The 16553-nt window shown below is 73.9% G+C and carries 17 protein-coding genes; 10 read left to right on the forward strand and 7 right to left on the reverse strand.

All coding sequences use genetic code 11. The annotated features are described in order from the left end of the window. Positions 1-71: 71 nt before the first annotated feature. Positions 72-509 (forward strand): MarR family winged helix-turn-helix transcriptional regulator, encoded by a 438-nt coding sequence (locus tag AC3EVP_RS04175; RefSeq protein ID WP_435126286.1) that lies wholly within the window; start codon positions 72-74, stop codon positions 507-509. A 109-nt stretch (positions 510-618) separates the two neighbouring features. Here the strand turns inward: AC3EVP_RS04175 and AC3EVP_RS04180 are convergent, their stop codons facing one another. After that, entirely contained in the window at positions 619-1374 is a 756-nt protein-coding gene (locus AC3EVP_RS04180) for a protein phosphatase 2C domain-containing protein (RefSeq protein ID WP_435126094.1), read from the reverse strand. A 341-nt stretch (positions 1375-1715) separates the two neighbouring features. Between AC3EVP_RS04180 and AC3EVP_RS04185 the strand changes: the two genes are divergently transcribed. The 5 genes from AC3EVP_RS04185 to AC3EVP_RS04205 all read left to right on the forward strand — a co-directional run bounded on the left by AC3EVP_RS04185 (position 1716) and on the right by AC3EVP_RS04205 (position 7875). Beyond that, complete coding sequence (locus AC3EVP_RS04185) at positions 1716-4829, forward strand: sensor histidine kinase (RefSeq protein ID WP_435126097.1); 3114 nt, start codon at positions 1716-1718, stop codon at positions 4827-4829. Positions 4830-5068: 239 nt separating this feature from the next. Next, positions 5069-5503 (forward strand): roadblock/LC7 domain-containing protein, encoded by a 435-nt coding sequence (locus tag AC3EVP_RS04190; RefSeq protein ID WP_335977572.1) that lies wholly within the window; start codon positions 5069-5071, stop codon positions 5501-5503. After that, complete coding sequence (locus AC3EVP_RS04195; RefSeq protein WP_435126099.1) at positions 5500-5958, forward strand: DUF742 domain-containing protein; 459 nt, start codon at positions 5500-5502, stop codon at positions 5956-5958. The genes AC3EVP_RS04190 and AC3EVP_RS04195 overlap by 4 nt, the downstream gene beginning before the upstream one ends. Then, complete coding sequence (locus AC3EVP_RS04200) at positions 5939-6547, forward strand: GTP-binding protein (RefSeq protein ID WP_335977197.1); 609 nt, start codon at positions 5939-5941, stop codon at positions 6545-6547. Before AC3EVP_RS04195 ends, AC3EVP_RS04200 begins: the two co-directional genes overlap by 20 nt. Positions 6548-6573: 26 nt before the next feature. Continuing rightward, positions 6574-7875 carry a styrene monooxygenase/indole monooxygenase family protein gene (locus AC3EVP_RS04205; protein ID WP_435126290.1) on the forward strand — a complete coding sequence of 434 codons (1302 nt, stop codon included), beginning with the start codon at positions 6574-6576 and terminating at the stop codon, positions 7873-7875. Positions 7876-7884: 9 nt separating this feature from the next. Here the strand turns inward: AC3EVP_RS04205 and AC3EVP_RS04210 are convergent, their stop codons facing one another. From AC3EVP_RS04210 to AC3EVP_RS04220, 3 genes are all read right to left on the reverse strand, one after another. After that, complete coding sequence (locus tag AC3EVP_RS04210) at positions 7885-9129, reverse strand: C40 family peptidase (RefSeq protein WP_435126102.1); 1245 nt, start codon at positions 9127-9129, stop codon at positions 7885-7887. A 347-nt stretch (positions 9130-9476) separates the two neighbouring features. Next, positions 9477-11018 carry a chitinase gene (locus AC3EVP_RS04215; RefSeq protein ID WP_435126293.1) on the reverse strand — a complete coding sequence of 514 codons (1542 nt, stop codon included), beginning with the start codon at positions 11016-11018 and terminating at the stop codon, positions 9477-9479. A 282-nt stretch (positions 11019-11300) separates the two neighbouring features. After that, positions 11301-11555 carry a hypothetical protein gene (locus AC3EVP_RS04220; protein ID WP_335977193.1) on the reverse strand — a complete coding sequence of 85 codons (255 nt, stop codon included), beginning with the start codon at positions 11553-11555 and terminating at the stop codon, positions 11301-11303. A gap of 75 nt (positions 11556-11630) precedes the next feature. On the opposite strand from AC3EVP_RS04220, the gene AC3EVP_RS04225 reads away from it, so the two are divergent. Then, entirely contained in the window at positions 11631-12335 is a 705-nt protein-coding gene (locus AC3EVP_RS04225; RefSeq protein ID WP_435126104.1) for a TetR/AcrR family transcriptional regulator, read from the forward strand. Here the strand turns inward: AC3EVP_RS04225 and AC3EVP_RS04230 are convergent. After that, entirely contained in the window at positions 12316-12648 is a 333-nt protein-coding gene (locus AC3EVP_RS04230; protein ID WP_435126107.1) for a hypothetical protein, read from the reverse strand. The two genes, AC3EVP_RS04225 and AC3EVP_RS04230, sit on opposite strands and share 20 nt — an antisense overlap. 33 nt (positions 12649-12681) lie before the next feature. Here AC3EVP_RS04230 and AC3EVP_RS04235 point away from each other — a divergent pair, with 33 nt between their 5' ends. Then, complete coding sequence (locus AC3EVP_RS04235) at positions 12682-13356, forward strand: hypothetical protein (RefSeq protein WP_435126109.1); 675 nt, start codon at positions 12682-12684, stop codon at positions 13354-13356. A gap of 41 nt (positions 13357-13397) precedes the next feature. After that, complete coding sequence (locus AC3EVP_RS04240; RefSeq protein ID WP_435126112.1) at positions 13398-13706, forward strand: hypothetical protein; 309 nt, start codon at positions 13398-13400, stop codon at positions 13704-13706. A gap of 110 nt (positions 13707-13816) precedes the next feature. Here AC3EVP_RS04240 and AC3EVP_RS04245 read toward each other — a convergent pair whose 3' ends face one another. Beyond that, positions 13817-14767 (reverse strand): NADP-dependent oxidoreductase, encoded by a 951-nt coding sequence (locus tag AC3EVP_RS04245; RefSeq protein ID WP_435126115.1) that lies wholly within the window; start codon positions 14765-14767, stop codon positions 13817-13819. Between the two features lie 84 nt (positions 14768-14851). Here AC3EVP_RS04245 and AC3EVP_RS04250 point away from each other — a divergent pair, with 84 nt between their 5' ends. Continuing rightward, positions 14852-15469: a TetR/AcrR family transcriptional regulator gene (locus AC3EVP_RS04250; protein ID WP_435126117.1), complete on the forward strand. Its 618-nt coding sequence runs from the start codon at positions 14852-14854 to the stop codon at positions 15467-15469. Positions 15470-15779: 310 nt separating this feature from the next. Here AC3EVP_RS04250 and AC3EVP_RS04255 read toward each other — a convergent pair whose 3' ends face one another. Continuing rightward, a complete protein-coding gene (locus AC3EVP_RS04255) occupies positions 15780-16553 on the reverse strand; it encodes a bestrophin-like domain (protein WP_335977184.1) in 774 nt (257 codons plus the stop codon).

Below are 16553 nucleotides of genomic sequence, written 5' to 3' on the forward strand. Positions count from 1 at the left end.
CTCCTGTGACCGAAGCGAACCGTGCCGCAGGCGAAGCGGGCGGAACGGACGGTGCGGGCGAGTCGCAGCCGGTGCCCGGCGACAGCGTGGCGGGCTCCCTCGAACGGGAGTTGACCGTCCTCTTCCGCCGGGCCCGGGCCGCCTCGGGCGAGGTGGCCCGCGAGGTGCACCCCGGACTGGAGACCGCCGCGTACGGCCTGCTGGTCCGGCTGGACGAGGCCGAACCCGAGCGGGCCACCGAACTGGCGGCGTACTTCGGTGTGGGGAAGGCCACGATGAGCCGCCAGCTGCGGGCGATGGAGGAGCTCGGGCTGGTCACCCGCGAGCCCGACCCCGCCGACGGCCGCGCCTACCTGATGCGGCTGACCGACGAGGGCCGGGAGCGCTTCGCCCGGGTGCGGCGCGCCCGCCGCGAGCGCTACCTCGGGCAGCTCGCGGAGTGGGACCCGCGGGACGTCGCCGAACTCGCCCGCCTGCTGCACCGCCTCAACGCGACGCAGGACGGCTGACGCCGACGCGCCTGCACGGCGGCCCGGACCGTGCGGGCCGCCGGGACCGCACCTGATCGCCCCGGCCGCACCTGACCGCCGCGGCCGCAGTCGCACCTGATTGCCGCGGCTACAGCTCCACCAGTACGGCCGTCGCGTCGTCATGCTGCTTGCCGGGCGGCGGCTGCTCCGCCTCCAGCGCCCGCACCCGGGCGAACAGCCGCTCCGGCCCGGACTTGCGCAGCAGCGCGAAGGTGCCCGTCCAGTCGTCGACCGCGTAGTACTCCACCGCGCGCGCGGCGCCGTCGGTCAGCGCGGCCAGCGCCGTGACGTCCGCGCGCGGCAGCCGCCCGGTCACCGCGCGCTCCACCACCGCCGGGTCGGCCGCGGCCGTGAAGAAGCCGCCCTCCCGGTTCCGCAGCGGCGCAAGCCGCAGCCCGGCCGCGCGCAGCCGGTCGATCCGGTCGTCCAGCACCGCCGTCACCACCCCGGCGGTGTCCTCCACCAGCAGCGCCGAGTCCGACAGCACCAGGTACTCCACCGCCTCCGCGTCCCAGCGGGCGGCCACGGCCGTGGCCTGCGGCGTCAGCTGGTGAGAAAGATCACAGGTGTCCTGGTGGGCCGCCGCGGTCCGTGCGATCGCCTCCGCGAGGCACTCCGCGAGCGCCGACTCCCGCCGGGCGCACGCCAGTTCGAGCAGAGCGCCGCCCAACCGCGCGGTGAACCACGGCACCGAGTGCACACAGCCGCCGTTGTCCGGCGGGGGCGTGACCCCGTCCAGGACCACCACCACCCCGCCGGCGCCGGACGCCGGAAGCGCCACCGCCGCGAAGTCCTCGTTGGGCACGCCCGCCGTGCCGGGCTCGGTCGCCGTCTCGATCCGCATGCGCCCAGTCTCGCAGCCGGCTGGTCCGGACCACGGCAACGCCCTGCTGTGCGCGGGCATCCTCTCAAAGCGGAACGGCGGGTGCCAGGCCGTGTCCGGCGCGGCGGGCGCGGTGCGCATGGTGGCGCCCGTGCCCGACTTGTCGGTCAACTCGCCGGTGCGATTCACTCGTTCGGGTGTCCGAGGGGACGACGCCTGGCTCCCCTCCCCGCTGGCCTGCGAGGGTCTGAGGGACTTTGCACGTATCCCGGGGCGACCCCGGGCCCCGCAACCCGTGAATGCGAGCACCGACAGTGCGTGAACGACGTCTCCGACGGCGCGAACGGCGGGTCAGGCAGCGCATGCTCGCCGCCCTGCTGCTCTGCTCGGCCATCGTCCTGGCCGCGGCGGCGCCCGGTGTCGCCCTCGCCACCGGAGACCTGTCGTCCGCCCAGGACCGGGTCGGCGCCGCCCGGCTCGCCACCCGCGCGGCCGCGTTGGCCGCCGACCTCGCCGACGAGCGGGACGACCTGGCCGGGGCCGTCGCGGCCGGCCAGCCCGCCGCGTCCGCCGCCGACCGGCAGCGCACCGACCGCCAACTTGCCGACGTCACCGGCGGCGGCCACCTCTCCGCCGACCTGCGCACCGCGCTCGCCACCCTGCCGGCCGTCCGCAAGGCCACCCTCGCCGCCGCCACCGCACAGGCCGCCGTCGCCGGCTACCAGCCGCTGATCGACGCGCTCGGACGCGCCATGGGCCCGGTCGGCGCCCCGCTGGCCCGGGCCACCGCGGCCGCCTCGGTCCAGCGCGGCCTGCTCGTCGCCGGGCTGACCGCGAGCGGCACCCAGCGCGCGCTGGTCGCCGCCGCCCAGGCCGCCCGGCTCCAGGAGCAGGCCGCACTCGCCGAGTTCGACGCCACCGCGCCCGCCGCCCTGCGCAGGACCTACGACCGGACCGTCACCGGCGCCGACACCGCCGAAGCCGACCGCGACCTGGACCAGTTGCTCGGCGGCAGCGAACTGACCTCCGCCGACCGGGAACTGGGCACCGGGAAGGTCGCCGCGGCGCTCACCGCCCGGCTCTCGCTGATGCGCGGCGTCGAGGCGTCCGCCGCCGCCGACGAGGCCGCCACCGCCGCCTCCCACCGCGACCACCAGGTCACCGTCCTCGAACTGCGGGCCGCCCTGGCCGCGTTGTGCCTGCTCCTGCTGGTCGCGGTGCTGGTCACGCTCTTCCGCACCCTCACCCGCCCGCTCGCCGCCCTGCACCGCTGGTCGAAGGCCGCCACGGACAGCGGCCAACAGGCTGAGGCGATCGGCTCCGACGAGTTCGCCGCCGTCGCCCGCCGTATCAACTCCCTCGCCCAGGACGCGCGTACGCTGCGCGCCCGCGCCGCCGAACTCGACGCCGAGCGCGCCGAGGCCGAGGCCGCCCACGCCGCGCTCGCCGCCGACCACCGGTCGGCGCTGGCCACTGCCGCCGAACTCGCCCGCACCCGCGACGACCTGCTGCGCTCGCGCGAGGAGCTGGCCGAGCAGCTGAACCAGGCGACCGCGCGCAACGCCACCCAGGTCGTCCAGGTCAACCTGGCGCTGCGCACCCTCGGCCTGATCGAGCGCCAACTCACCCTGATCGAGGGCATGGAGGAGCACGAGCAGGAACCCGACCGGCTCGCCACGCTCTTCCGCCTCGACCACCTCGCCACCCGGATGCGCCGCAACAGCGAGAACATGCTGCTGCTCACCGGGACCGAGCACAGCCACGGCGCCACCGCCCGCCCGGTGCCGCTGATCGACGTGGCCCGCGCGGCCATCTCCGAGGTCGAGCGGTACGAACGCGTGCGGGTGCTGACCATGCCCGAGGCCGAGGTGGCCGGCCGCGCCGCCGACGACATCGGCCACCTCATCGCCGAACTCCTCGACAACGCCACCGCGTTCTCCCCGCCCGAGTCCGAAGTTCACCTCAACGGCTGGGTGATGGAGAGCGGCGAGGTGATGGTCGCGGTCGAGGACGCGGGCATCGGGGTGCCCGCCGAGCGGGTCGACGGGCTCAACGCGCTGCTGGCCGACCCCGATCCGGCGGCGCCCGGCGCGGCGGCCGGACTCGGCCTCTACGTGGTGGCGCGGCTGGCGCACCGGCACGGAGTGCGGGTCCAGCTGCGGCCGCACGCGAACGGCGGCGCCACGGCGGTCGTGATGCTGCCGCGGCTGCTGGTGCCGAGCGCGGACCCGCTCACCCAGGTGCTGCCCGCCCAGCGCGAGGGGGCGCGCGAAACGGCGTACGGCACGCCCCCGAACGCGCCGGCGCAGACGGCTGCCCGCACGGAGCCCGCGGCCTCCGCTTACGGCCCCGGCACGGAGTCGCCGGTGCCGGCCTCGGCCGGACTGCCGTCCGCGGACGCGGCCCGTACGGAGTCCGTGGCCTCCGCTTACGGCCCCGGTGCGGAGTCGCCGGTGCCGGACTCGGCCGGGCTGCCGTCCGCGGACGCGGCCCGTACGGAGTCCGTGGCCTCCGCTTACGGCCCCGGTGCGGAGTCGCCGGTGCCGGACTCCGCCGGGCTGCCGTCCGCGGAAGTCCCGCTGGGCGTCGGGCCGTTCGCCGTGGAACCGGTGCGGGACGGCGCCCTGCCGCCCCTGGCCGTACCGCTGGTGCCCGCGCAGCCGGCGGCCGTACCGCCGGAGCCGGCGACGCCCGGGGCGGCCGCAGAGGGCGCTCAGGAGGCCGCGGGGGCGGCGCCGGGCGGGCTTCCGCCGCTCGACCGGCGGGTGCGCCCGCAGCCGGCCGAACCGGCGCCCTCGGCGCCTCTGCCCGCGCAGCCCGCCGCCGTATTCGCGGAGAGCGCCGCCGCGCCCGCCGCCCCCGCACCGCGGCCGGCCGAACCGGCGCCCCCCGCGCCTCCGTTGCCCAGTCGGCGGCCGCTCGCCCAGCGCGGGCTGCTGCCCGAGCAGCAGGGCGCGACCGGCCCCGTACCCGCCCACCCCGCGGACGCCCCCGCCGAGTCGCGGGTACGCGTCGAACGCCTGGACGTTCCACCTGCACCGACGCCCCCGGGGGCCGCCCCGGCCGTGCAAGTGCAGCCGCTCGTGGCGGAAACCTTGATCGTTCCGGAGCCCGCCCTGCCGTCGGGCGGGACCGAGGCGGCGCGCGCCCCCCTGGCGCCCGCCGAGCACATGCGCGCCGAGCGCGCGCCGGCGCACTCCCCGGACGCCCCGTCCGCGCCCCCCGGGCTGGACGGGCCGCTGCCGCGCCGGGTCCGGAAGGCCAGCGGGATACGGGCCGCCGCGCAGGACGGCCGGCGCCGCACCGAGCCCCTCGACGCGGAGGGGCTGCGCCGCCAGCTCGCCGGGTTGCAGCGCGGTCTGCGCGACGGCCGCAGGGACGCCGCGCTGGAGACCCGGGGCGCGGCCGACCACGCGGCGCCGCCGCCCGCACCATCAGCCAGCCCGGGAGAAACCGTCGAGGAGGCGACCCGTTGAACGCGGTCCGCACGCACGCCAGTACGCACGCCGGCACCACCAGCACCACCAGCACCCCAGGTACCACCGGCCTCACCGAAGGCTCTGCCCCCAGCGGCCCGACCGGCCCCGGCGGCGCCATCAGCCCCACCATCCCGACCCGCCCGACCAGCACGAACGGCCAGAGCGGCCCCGTAGGCACCGGTGCCCACTCCGGCACCGGCAGCCACCCCGGCGCCCTCAGCCACGACGCCCGCAACCTGCACTGGCTGCTGGCGAACTTCGTCGACGAGGTGCCCGGCGTCCGCTCGGTCGCGGTCGTCTCCTCCGACGGCCTGCTGCTGCTCAGTTCCGAACCCGACCCCGTCGCCCCGCGGCCCGCGGCCGGACCCGCGCGGGTCTCCGACGTCCGGATGGACCTCGCCGCGGTGGTCTCCGGGCTGGCCTCGCTCACCATCGGCGCGGCCCGCCTGATGGACGGCGGCCGGGTGCGGCAGACCACCGTCGCGATGCAGGACGGCATGTTGTTCGTCATGTCCATCAGCGACGGTTCACTCCTTGGCGTGCATGCCTCCGCCGACTGCGACCTGAGCGTCATCGCCTACCACATGGCCCTGTTCGTCGGCCGGGCCGGCCATGTGCTGACCCCGGCGCTGCGCGGTGAGTTGCGGCAGGTCATGGCGGGCGAAAGGTGAGCCGGCCGCCCGGTCCGACCGGCTCCGCCGGCCCGCCGGCGGGTCGGCGGCCGACCGCCGCCACCGGGGTGCCCAGGCAGCGCGACAGCGACCGCCGGACCTCCCGGGTGCGGCCCTACGCGCTCACCCGCGGGCGGACCGGAGCCGGGCAGGTGCTGCTGGTCGAGACTTTCGTGGCTACGATCGAGCGACCGGACGAACAGCCCGCCCTCACAAGGGGCGACTGGGCGGAGCGGGTGATGCCGGAGTTGCGCGCGATCGTCGAACTGTGCCGCATGCTGCGGTCGGTGGCCGAGATCTCCGCGCTCCTGCGGATACCGCTCGGCGTCGTCCGGGTCCTGATCAGCGACCTGGCCGACCAGGGAAGAATTCGCGTGTACGGCACCGGGTACGGTCCCGGCGGGCCCGACCGCGCGCTGCTCGAAAGGGTGCTCAGTGGACTTCGCAGGCTTTGACCAGCAGGAGGGCTTGCGGGACTGGCAGACCACGCGCGAACGCGCACCGGTCTCCACGAAGATCGTCGTCGCCGGCGGGTTCGGCGTGGGCAAGACCACGTTCGTCGGCGCCGTGTCGGAGATCACCCCGCTGACGACCGAGTCCGTCATGACCCAGGCCAGTGAGGCGCTGGACGACCTGGCGGCGACTCCGGAGAAGACCACCACCACGGTCGCCATGGACTTCGGGCGGATCACGCTCGACAAGGACCTGGTGCTCTACGTGTTCGGCACGCCGGGCCAGCAGCGGTTCTGGTTCATGTGGGACGACCTGGTGCGCGGCGCGATAGGGGCCGTGGTGCTCGCCGACACCCGCCGGCTGGCGGACTGCTTCCCGGCGCTGGACTACTTCGAGAGCACCGGCCTGCCGTACACCGTGGCGGTCAACCAGTTCGAGGGCACCGCGGCCTACGGTCCGGACGACGTACGCGACGCCCTCGCCGTCCCGCACCACATCCCGGTCCTGGTCATCGACGCCCGCGAGCGGCGGTCCGTGGTCGACGCGCTGCTCGCGCTGGTGACGCACGCGATGGCCGAGGCACCGCTGTGACCTGACGAACGGGGAGGCGAACCGCCATCCGCAGCGTGCTCATCGTCGGAGCCGGCCAGGCCGGTCTCCAACTCGCCCTGGGCCTCCAGGCGCGGGGCTACGGCGTGACCGTCATGACCCACCGCACCGCGGACGAGATACGCACCGGCCGGGTGCTGTCCACGCAGGTCATGTTCGCCGGCGCGCTCGCCCACGAGCGGCGGCTCGGCATCGACTTCTGGCGGCAACAGGCCCCGGGCATCACGGACTTGGGCGTGTCGGTGACGGCGCCCGACGGCACCCGCGCGGTCGACTGGCTCGGCCGGCTCGAGGGGGCCGCGCAGTCGGTGGACCAGCGGGTGAAGATGGCGGGCTGGCTGGAGACGTTCGCCGAGCGCGGCGGCAAGGTGGTCGTGCACGCCGCCGCCGTCTCCGACCTGGACTACTTCTCCCGCGCCTACGACCTGGTGCTGGTCGCCGCGGGCCGGGGCGAGCCGGCGGCGATGTTCGGGCGGGACCCGGACCGCTCCCCGTACCGAGCCCCGCAGCGCGCGCTGGCGGTCTGCTACGTGCACGGGCTGCGGCCGCGCCCGGAGCACCCGGACGTGCGGGCGCTGCACTGCAACCTCGTGCCGGGCGTCGGCGAGTTCTTCGCGATCCCCGCCCTGACCACGTCCGGGCCCTGCGACATCCTCTTCTGGGAGGCGCTCCCCGGCGGCCCCGCGGACGTCTTCACCGGCGTCCGGGACCCCCGGCAGCACCTGCGGCTCACCCTCGACCTCATGCGGCGCCACGTCCCCTGGGAGCACGCCCGCGCCTCGGAGGTCGAACTCACCGACGTGGGCGGCACGTTGACCGGCCGCGTCACCCCGGTCGTACGCCACCCCGTCGCTGAACTGCCCTCCGGTGGACTGGTGCTGGGCGTCGGGGACGTCGTCGTCGCCAACGACCCCGTCACCGGGCAGGGGGCGAACAACGCCGCCCGGTGCGCGGCGGTCCACCTGGAGCGGATCATCGCGCACGGGGACCGCCCGTTCGACCGCGCCTGGATGCAGGGCACCTTCGACCGGTACTGGGCGCTGGCCGCGCCGGCCACCAGGTGGACCCACGCGATGCTGGCGCCGCCGCCGGACCACGTCCTCGAGCTGCTCCGCGCGGCGGGTGAACTCCAGCCGGTCGCGGACCGGTTCGCGGGCGGGTTCGACGAACCGGCGGACTTCGAGGGGTGGTTCTACGACGCGGCGTCGGCGCGGGCGTATCTCGCGCGGGTGCGCGAGGCGGCGGAGACGGGCACGGCGGGCGAGGCGCGCGGGGCGGGCAAGGCGGGCGGGGCTCCCGCGGCCGGCTGAGCCCGGCGGCTACTCGTCCTCGGCCTTGCCCTTGGTGCCGGACTTCGTGGACTTGGTGGATTTCGTGGGCTTGGCCGTTTTCGTGGACTTCGCCGGGGCCTTCGTCTCCGCGGCGATCGGCAGCGGCTGCTCGGCGTTCTTCGGGATGGACCGCGGTGTGTAGTCGCTGATCGGCTGCTCGCCGAGGTCGGGGCGGACCGCGCCGAGGATCGGGTTCGCCGCGATCGGCGAGACCTTGACGTAGGACCCGGGGCGCGGCGCCTGGATGACCAGCCCGTCGCCGATGTAGAGCGCGACATGGGTGGCGCCCTTGAAGTAGATCACCAGGTCGCCCGGGCGCAGCAACTCCAGCGGCACGTGCGGGAGCTGGGCCCACTGCTGCTGGCTGGTGCGGGGGATGGTGGTGCCCGCGTGGGCCCACGCCTGCGAGGTGAGCCCGGAGCAGTCGAACGAGTCCGGCCCCTGCGCGCCCCACACGTAGGGCTTGCCGAGCTGGTCGAAGGCGTAGCCGATCGCGCGGTCGCCGGCCTTCGAGGGGGCCCGCAGCGCCGGGTCGCCGCCCAGCGCCTTGGAGTCCATGAAGCGCTGCTGGGCCTGGTCGGTGTCGGCCTGCTCCAGCTTCTGCAACTCGGCGATCTGCACCCCGGTCAGTCCGGAGAGCATCCCCTCGACCTGCTTGAGGTGCTTCTGGACGTCCTTCTGCTTCGCCCCGGCGACAGTCTGCGCCTGCTCGGCGGTGTCGAGCGCCTTCTGCGCCTGCGTGTTGAGCGTCTTCAGCCGCGCCTCGCCGGAGGTGAGCCGCCCGAGCACGCTGCGCTGCTGCTGGGCCATCTGCCCCAGGACGTGCCGCTGCCCGAAGAAGTCCTGCGGACTCTGCCCGCTGAGCAGCGACAGGTAGGGCGACACGCCCCCGTTGCGGTACATCTGGGTGGCCATCAGCCCGAGCTGCGCCCGGCTGGCGGCGACCGCGGCCTTCTGGTCGGCGAGCTGCTTGTCCACCTTGCGGGCCGCGGTCCGCTTCTGGTCGGCGGTCTCCTTGGCCTGGTTGTACGCCTCGGTGGCCGTCTCGGTCTGCTGGTAGTAGGTCTGGAGCTGGGTCAGCAGGGTCGACAGCGGGACCTGGTCGGCCGGCGGGTCGTACGGCTGCGCGGACGCCTGCTGGGCGGCGGGCAGGGACAGCGCCGCCGCGGCGAGCAGGGCGCCGCACACCACGGCCGAGCGGAACCACGAGCTGGGCTGACGGGCCACTGACATTCCCTCATCTCCCCATGACCGGCGGGTAACAAGCAGCGACGGTAGCCAATCATGGATTGTCATATCTTCGACAGAGGTAGTGGCTGAATCTCCGCGGAACGGTCATCCGCCGTCCGCCATCCGCATGGCCCGGCGGGCGCCGGTGGCGGCGGGCGGCGGCGCGCGGGGCGGTCCGGGGCCACTCGCGGCCCACTGTGCCATCATCCGTCACCGCCGCCGGCCCTGCCACCGCCTTCCGCGGGCCGATTGCCGCCGTTTGCCGCCCGGTTGCCGCCGGATCGGCCGAATATCACGCGAGGTACCGCGCGGCGCCGTTCCCCGAACGGCGCCGCGCCTTCCGCGGGGTGTCAGCCGAAGTAGCTGTCGAAGTTGTGGCTGAACGCCCATCCGCTGAAGCCGTCCCAGTTGATCGACCACGTCATCAGGCCGCGCAGCCTGGGCCAGGTGCCGTGGGTGGTGTACGACCCGCAGTTCGTCTTCTTCGTCAGGCAGTCCAGCGCCTGGTCCACCTGATCGGGTGAGGTGTAGCCGTTGCCCGCGTTGACGGAGGCGGGCAGGCCGATGCCGACCTGCGAGGGGTCGAGCGCCGGGAACATGTTCGAGGTGTTGCCGGCCACCGGGAAGCCGGTGAGCAGCATGTCCGTCATCGCGATGTGGAAGTCCGCCCCGCCCATCGTGTGGTACTGGTTGTCCAGGCCCATGATCGGACCGGAGTTGTAGTCCTGGACGGTGAGCAGGGTCAGGTCGTCGCGCAGCGCGTAGATCACCGGCAGGTACGCCCCGCACCGCGGGTCCTGGCCGTTGAACGGGCCCGAGCCGTAGTACTGGTACCCCATCTGGACGAAGAACGTCTCCGGCGCCATGGTCAGCACGAACCCGTCGCCGTACTTCGCCTTGAGCGACTTGACGGCCGAGATCAGGTTGACGATGGCCGGGGTGGTCGGGTTCTTGAAGTCGGTGTCGCCGGCGTTCAGCGAGAGCGACTGGTTCTCGAAGTCGATGTCGATGCCGTCCAGGCCCCACTGGTCGATGATGCCGCTGACCGAGGAGACGAACGCGTCGCGCGCCGCGGTGGTCGTCAGCTGGACCTCGCCGCCCGCGCCGCCGATCGACAGCAGCACCTTCTTGCCCGCGGCCCGCTTCGCCGCGATGGCCGCCTTGAAGTCCGCGTCGGACTCCACCGACGGGCACTCGCTGACCGAGCAGCGGGTGAAGTGGATCTGCCCGGAGGTGGGGGAGTCGGTCTCGCCGAACGCGAGGTCGATGATGTCCCAGTCGTCGGGGACGTCGGCGAGCTTGGTGTAGCCGGAGCCGTTGGCGAACGTCTCGTGCAGGTAGCCGACGAGCGCGTGGGTGGGCAGGTCCGAGGACGGCGGGGAGGCGGGCGTCGTGGGCGGAGTCGTCGGGGGAGTCGTCGGCGGTGTGGTGGGGGGTGTCGTCGGCGGCGTGGTGGTGGTGCCGCCGCTGCCCGGGCCCTGGAGCGAGATGTCGTCGGCGAGGTAGGCGGGCTGGCCGTACCAGCCGTGCACGTAGATCTTCGCGCTGGTCTGGGTCGCGCCGGTGGTGAAGGACACGCTCAGGGGCGCGTAGCCGGAGCCGGTGTCTGCGGTCCATGTGGAGGTGCCGCCGTCCACGCCGAGGTAGACGTACGACCCGTCCACCTGGGCGGTCAGCGTGTACGCGGTGTTCGGGGCGACGGTGACGGTCTGCGCGCACTGGCCGGTGGTGCTCGCCGACGGCGCGGCCTTCAGCGCGTAACTGCCGCTGTGCGCCGAGCCGCTGACGACCTGGGCGCCCGCGTCGCAGGTCCAGCCGTTCAGCGAGCCGGCCTCGAAGCCGCCGTTGCTCAGGAACTCGCCGGCGCTCGCCGACGGGGCGAGGGCGACCATGCCGCCGACGGCGAGGGCGCCCGCGAGGGCGGTGGCGGCGGCGGCCAGGGCGCGTCTGCGGGCGGGGGAGGGCCCGTGCGGGCCGGGCGGAGTGGGGGTGGGCATGGGGGGATGCTCCTTCGGCGAGGAGTGCTCATGTCACCAGGCAGCAAACAGGTCCAGACCAATACGCGTCAATGGTCCGGACCAAGATTGGCCGCATGCCGGCACCCGTCGTTCACCCCCGCGCCGGCTCGACGCCCGTACCGGTGCGACGGCCCTACGGTTCAACGCCCCTACGGCTCAACGCCGCTTCGACCACGGCCACCTGGGGCGGTCCGGGTGCGGGCTGCCGTCCGGGTCGTACACGAACACCCAGCGGGTGCGGTCGCGCCCGCCGCGCTCCCGGTGGTAGACGTGCACCTGCTCCGGGCCGCCCTCGGGCGCGGGCACCGGCACCCGGTAGTCCAGCGGGGGCTGCCCCGTCATCCCCACCATCACCTCCAGCACCCGGCCGTCCAGCGGCCCACCGACGAACTCGGTCTTCTCGTGTCGCACACCGCCCAGGCTCCCACGCCCACGCGACCGGATGCGGCCGCGACCCCGGCGAGGCGAGGTGGTTACGCTTCCGGTATGACCAGCAGCGCGGTGCCCGCCTACCGCAGGATGAGCGTCGAGCAGCGCCGGGAGCAGCTGCTGGCCGCGGCGCTCGACCTCTTCGGGCACCGCCGCCCCGAGGACGTCTCCGTCGAGGACGTGGCCGCCGCCGCGGGCGTCTCCCGCCCCCTCGTCTACCGCTACTTCCCCGGCGGCAAGCAGCAGCTCTACGAATCCGCCGTGCTCGGCGCCGCCGAGGAACTCGTCGGCCTCTTCGGCGTCCCCGCCGAGGGCCCGCCCACCCAGCGCCTCGCCGACGCCCTCGACGGCTACCTCGGCTACGTCGACGAGCACGACGCCGCGTACGGCGCGCTGCTGCGCGGCGGCGGGGTCGTGGGCACCAGCCGTACCGAGGCCATCATCGAGGGGGTCCGCAGCGGCGCCGCCGCCCAGGTCCTGCACCACCTCGGCGTGGCCGAGCCCGGACCCCGCCTGACCATGATGGTCCGCTCCTGGATCGCCTCCGTCGAGACGGTCTCCCTCCTCTGGCTCGACAACGGCAAGCAGCCGCCCCTGCCCGAACTCCGCGCCTGGCTGGTCAACCACTTCACCGCGCTCCTCCTCGCGACCGCCCTCACCGACCCCGAAGCCGCCGAAGCCGCGGCCCGCGCCCTCTCCCAGGAAACCCCCGCCAGCCCCGGCCGCCTCCTCCTCACCAACATCACCACCCTCTTCCCGTAGGGCGCGAGCGACGGGCGTGAAGCCGGGGGCCGCCGGGCGCGGGGGCGTAGAGGGCGCCGCGGACCCCGGCGGGGCGGAAGGTGCGGACGCACAACGCGACCTGACGGGTGCGCAGATGGGGGCAGGCCCGCACGGAGAGGTGGGCGCAGGGGCGGCAGACCGGCGGGTGCGCGGTGGTCTCGCCCCCGGGCGCCAGGTCCCACGGGTCGGCGTCGACCAGCCACAGCACGCCCTCGGACGCACGGTCCGCGGCGACCCCGCAGATCTGGCAGCGCAACTCCGTCATGCACAGCCGCTGCCGCAGACTGTGCACCGCCCCGAACCGCGGTACGCCCCGCCGGCCGCCGTGCTTGCCCTTGCGGGCTGGGAGTCGAGTTCCTGCCCGAGGGTCGAGCATCTCGCGTACCCGATGCGGATGTTCGCGCTCGGCATGCCCGGGTCGATCGGCGCTGGCGGCGTGTTGCCTGGCCGCCACGGCCGGGCCCGGACCCCGGTCGGCCGGGGCGGGATGCAGTTCGTGCTGGTCATCTGGCTGCAAGGCATCTGGCTACCGCTTCACGGCTACGACTACGGCGACACGCCCCTGTGGGCCGGCATCTTCATGCTGCCCCTGACCGCCGGCCTGCGGCAGCAGGGCGTCCCGGCCCACGTCGCCATCCAGGCCGGCAGCCTTCCCCCGGTCTCGTCCCTGTTCGCCGCCCAACTGGGCGTCAACCCGGTCCAGCAGTTGCTCCAGCCCAGCGGCACCCTGACCCACCTGACGGCGGCGCAGCAGCAGACCCTGACCGGACGCGAGTTCTTCCCGCACCTGATCTCCGGGCCCTTCCACTCCGGCCTGGTCGTCGTGTTCGCCTTCGGCGCCACCCTCGCCTTCCTCGCCGCGCTCGCCTCCCTGTTGCGCGGCACCAGCACCACCGCCAAGACCCCCGGACCACGCACGGCCGGGACCACCCCTGCCGCCGCGACCGACAGGGCGCAGACAACGCGAACGCAGAACACCCCCAAGCCCCGATCCCGGTAACCAGCCCCATTCGCAAGAGGAACGTCCCCTGGCACTCGACGGTGACCGCGACGCTGGATGCTCAGAATGTCCTGGAGCAGCAGGGTGTTGACGTGCACCAGCGCGGACTGGAGCAGGTGCAGGGCGAGCAGTCGTCGTGTCATGACACGACCAACCTGGCCGAGCGCAACCTTCGGGAAGGTCAGAAGAACGAAACGGCCGACAAGCTCACCCCTGATCCGCTACAGGGAGCTACTTGTCACTTCGCGGCAGCTTCGGGAGAACAGGGCCGAGATCCCCGCGAGTTCGCGGAAACTGAAGCTTCTTCAGCGGGAACCCGTGGGTCCGAGACTGCCATGGTCGGGGGTTGACCCGTGGTTTCGCGGCGAACACGCGGGATCGGCTTCGAGGCCGGCCTGGAAAAGATGTCTGCCCCCGCTCCTTGTCGAGGTGGTCTCGCCTTGTCAGGCCGGCCGGGCGATCACAGGACGAGCATGAGCTTGCCGCCGGGTCGGCGGGACTGGCTGAGCTCGGCCGCTTCCTGGATCTGGTCGAGCGTGTAGGTACGTGCGACCGGTACGACCAAGATGCCTTCGCCGGCGAGCCGGGCGAACTCGTCCATCTGCTCATAGCGGATCTCGGTGGTGGTCCGGACGCCCAGCTCGGCCGCGGCGGCGAAGTCCGAGACGGTGAGGACACGGCCGGGGTCCCCGGTCAGCTCGATCAGCGTCGGCAGTGAACCGCCGGCCGGGCTGGGCTGGTCGGCGCGGTCGATCCGGCCGCCGGTCGGCGCCGCGTCGAGGGCACGATCGATGTGGCCTCCGGACAGTGCCCTGACGCGTTCGGCCATGCCCTCGCCGTAGGCGGTCACCTGGGCGCCGATCTCTTCCAGAGCTGCCGCCCGGGTCTGCCCGGCGGTGGCGATCACCCGAATACCCCGGTGCAGCGCGAAGCGCACCGCCGCCTCACCCACGGTGGTGCCCGCGCCGTGGACGAGCAGCAGCTCACCCGGCTGGACGCCGAGGTCGTCGAGCGCGCGCCACGCCGTCTCGGCCGCCATCGGCAGCGCGGCGGCCTGCTCGACGGTGACGCCTTCGGGGATACGTGCCCAGGCCGGCATCAGCGCGTACTCGGCAGCACCGGCCGTCGGGCCGTCGAAGGCGGCCGGGCCGAACACGCGGTCGCCGATCTGGACACCGGTGACGCCCTCGCCGAGCGCGTCGACGGTGCCCGCGATCTCAAGGCCGAGCCCGCGCGGCAGCGGCGGCAGATGGTCGGCGAGGAGACCGTCGACGACGTGCCAGTCGGCCGGTGTCAGGCCGCACGCCCGCACGGCGATCCGGATCTGACCGGGTCCCGGCTCCGGCTGTGGGACATCGCGGAGCACGATCACGTCCGCAGACCCGAACCGGTCGAACTGAAGAGCCTTCATGACGATCTCCCGAGTGACAACAGCATCTGTTGTCATCGACGTTATCACCGTGACAACAGATGCTGTTGTCGTACCCTGGCGGGTATGCCGAGATGGGAATCCGACGCACAGGGCCGGCTCGAGCGCGCGGCGCTCGAGCTGTTCGAGACGCAGGGGTACGAGCGCACCTCGGTCGCGCAGATCGCGGGCGCAGCCGGCCTGAAGGAGCGCTCCTTCTACCGCTACTTCCCCGACAAGCGGGAAGTCCTCTTCGCCGGTGACGAACTCGAGGCCCACCTCGTCGCCCAGGTCGAGGCGACCGACCCGGGCCTCACGCCGATCGAGGCGCTGCTGACCGCGCTGGGAACCGCCGAGGAGATCTTCCGCCCGCGCGAGTTCCTGCTGCGCCGGGGAAGAGTGATCGCCGCCAACCCGGCACTGGCTGAGCGCGATCTGATCAAACTCGCCGACATCGCCGACGCGCTGGCGCCAGCGCTTGAGCGCCGCGGCGTCGAGCCCGGCAAGGCACGCTTCATCATCGACGTGGTGCTGGCGATCCACCGGCGCGCCATGCCTCGCTGGCTGGCCGAGCCGGACACCACCCTCGCTCAGCTCATGGCCCAGGCCGCCGCCGAGCTGCGTGAGGCGGTCGCGCCGCCGGTCCCGAAGCCGTCCACAACGGACACGACGGTGTCCCGCCCCGGGTCGGCCGGCATGGACTGACCGAAACGGTCCCTTTTGGGCTCACCTCGGCGATACCCCGGCTTCGAGGTCGGCCTGGAGAAGCTGCCGGGCGGAGTCCGCGTAGCGGGTGGCGGTCTTCTCGTCGATGCCGAAGACGAGCGCGAGGTGGAGTGGGTCGGCGCCGTGGTGGCTCAGGAGAGGCGAGCGGTGGCGGAGGGGGTGGGGTTCGGGACGTTCGTATATTTGTGGCGCCGGGGCGAAGGGCAACTCTGCGGCATCGCCCGTGGGCGCCGTAAATATGCAGTCCCGGACCCCACCGCCGGAGTCGCCGCGTCACCGGGGAAAAACGTCAGCGGGGGGTGTCGAGCTGGCTGAAGCGGGTGGTCGCCAGGGTGAAGGCGGTGGGGCGGACGCCGAAGGGCTGGCGGAAGGCGGAGTTGAGCTGGGCGGAGAAGCAGATCGCGAAGGCGACGACGGCCCCGACGAAGCAGAGCGCGGCGAGGTGCCGCGGTGTGGCGGTGAGCCCGAGGAGCGCGGGGAAGGCGACGAGGAAGGCGCCGACGACGAGCATGGCGATCCAGGTCACCCGCGGCATCTGCCCCTTGACCTGGGCGGCGCGTTCGGTGCGGTCCTGGTAGACGGAGTTGAGCGCGGTCTGCGCGGCCGCCTTCGCCGTCTGCGGCCCGGCCGTGGTCGCGGGCGCGGCCCGCACCGCCGAGCGCACGGCGTCCAGGTCGCGCCAGGCGGCCGCACTGGTCCGCCCCCGGGCCAGTTCGTGGAACTCCGCCCCCCGCACCTCCCCGGTGTACACCCGCAGCAACTCCCGCGCCCTGGCCCGGTCGGCCGGCGCCAGCCCCCCGACCGCCCAGTACGCGTCCGCCAGCGCCCGCGCCTCGTCGTACGTCCCCTCCCGCGCGTCGCTGAGCGCGGACCAGCTCCCGGCCACCTGGAACCCGGTGAGCAGGATGAACGAGCTGAGCAGCACCGCGCCGATCAGCGACTGCGCCTGCCCGCCGAACTCCCCGGCCGCCGCCCGCCGTCCCGTCCCGAGGAACCGCCCGAGCAGCAGCGCGAGACACCCGCCGCCGACCGTGGCCAGCAGCGAGACGACATAGATGGACAT

This window comes from Actinacidiphila sp. bgisy144 (genome assembly GCF_057708105.1).

Bases quoted from the DNA above. Each gene is read 5' to 3' on its own strand.
- AC3EVP_RS04180 (WP_435126094.1), bottom strand. From the start codon at position 1,374: ATGCGGATCGAGACGGCGACCGAGCCCGGCACGGCGGGCGTGCCCAAC.
- AC3EVP_RS04185 (WP_435126097.1), top strand. From the start codon at position 1,716: ATGCTCGCCGCCCTGCTGCTCTGCTCGGCCATCGTCCTGGCCGCGGCG.
- AC3EVP_RS04210 (WP_435126102.1), bottom strand. From the start codon at position 9,129: ATGTCAGTGGCCCGTCAGCCCAGCTCGTGGTTCCGCTCGGCCGTGGTG.
- AC3EVP_RS04215 (WP_435126293.1), bottom strand. From the start codon at position 11,018: ATGGTCGCCCTCGCCCCGTCGGCGAGCGCCGGCGAGTTCCTGAGCAAC.
- AC3EVP_RS04225 (WP_435126104.1), top strand. From the start codon at position 11,631: ATGACCAGCAGCGCGGTGCCCGCCTACCGCAGGATGAGCGTCGAGCAG.
- AC3EVP_RS04245 (WP_435126115.1), bottom strand. From the start codon at position 14,767: ATGAAGGCTCTTCAGTTCGACCGGTTCGGGTCTGCGGACGTGATCGTG.
- AC3EVP_RS04250 (WP_435126117.1), top strand. From the start codon at position 14,852: ATGCCGAGATGGGAATCCGACGCACAGGGCCGGCTCGAGCGCGCGGCG.
- AC3EVP_RS04255 (WP_335977184.1), bottom strand. From the start codon at position 16,553: ATGTCCATCTATGTCGTCTCGCTGCTGGCCACGGTCGGCGGCGGGTGT.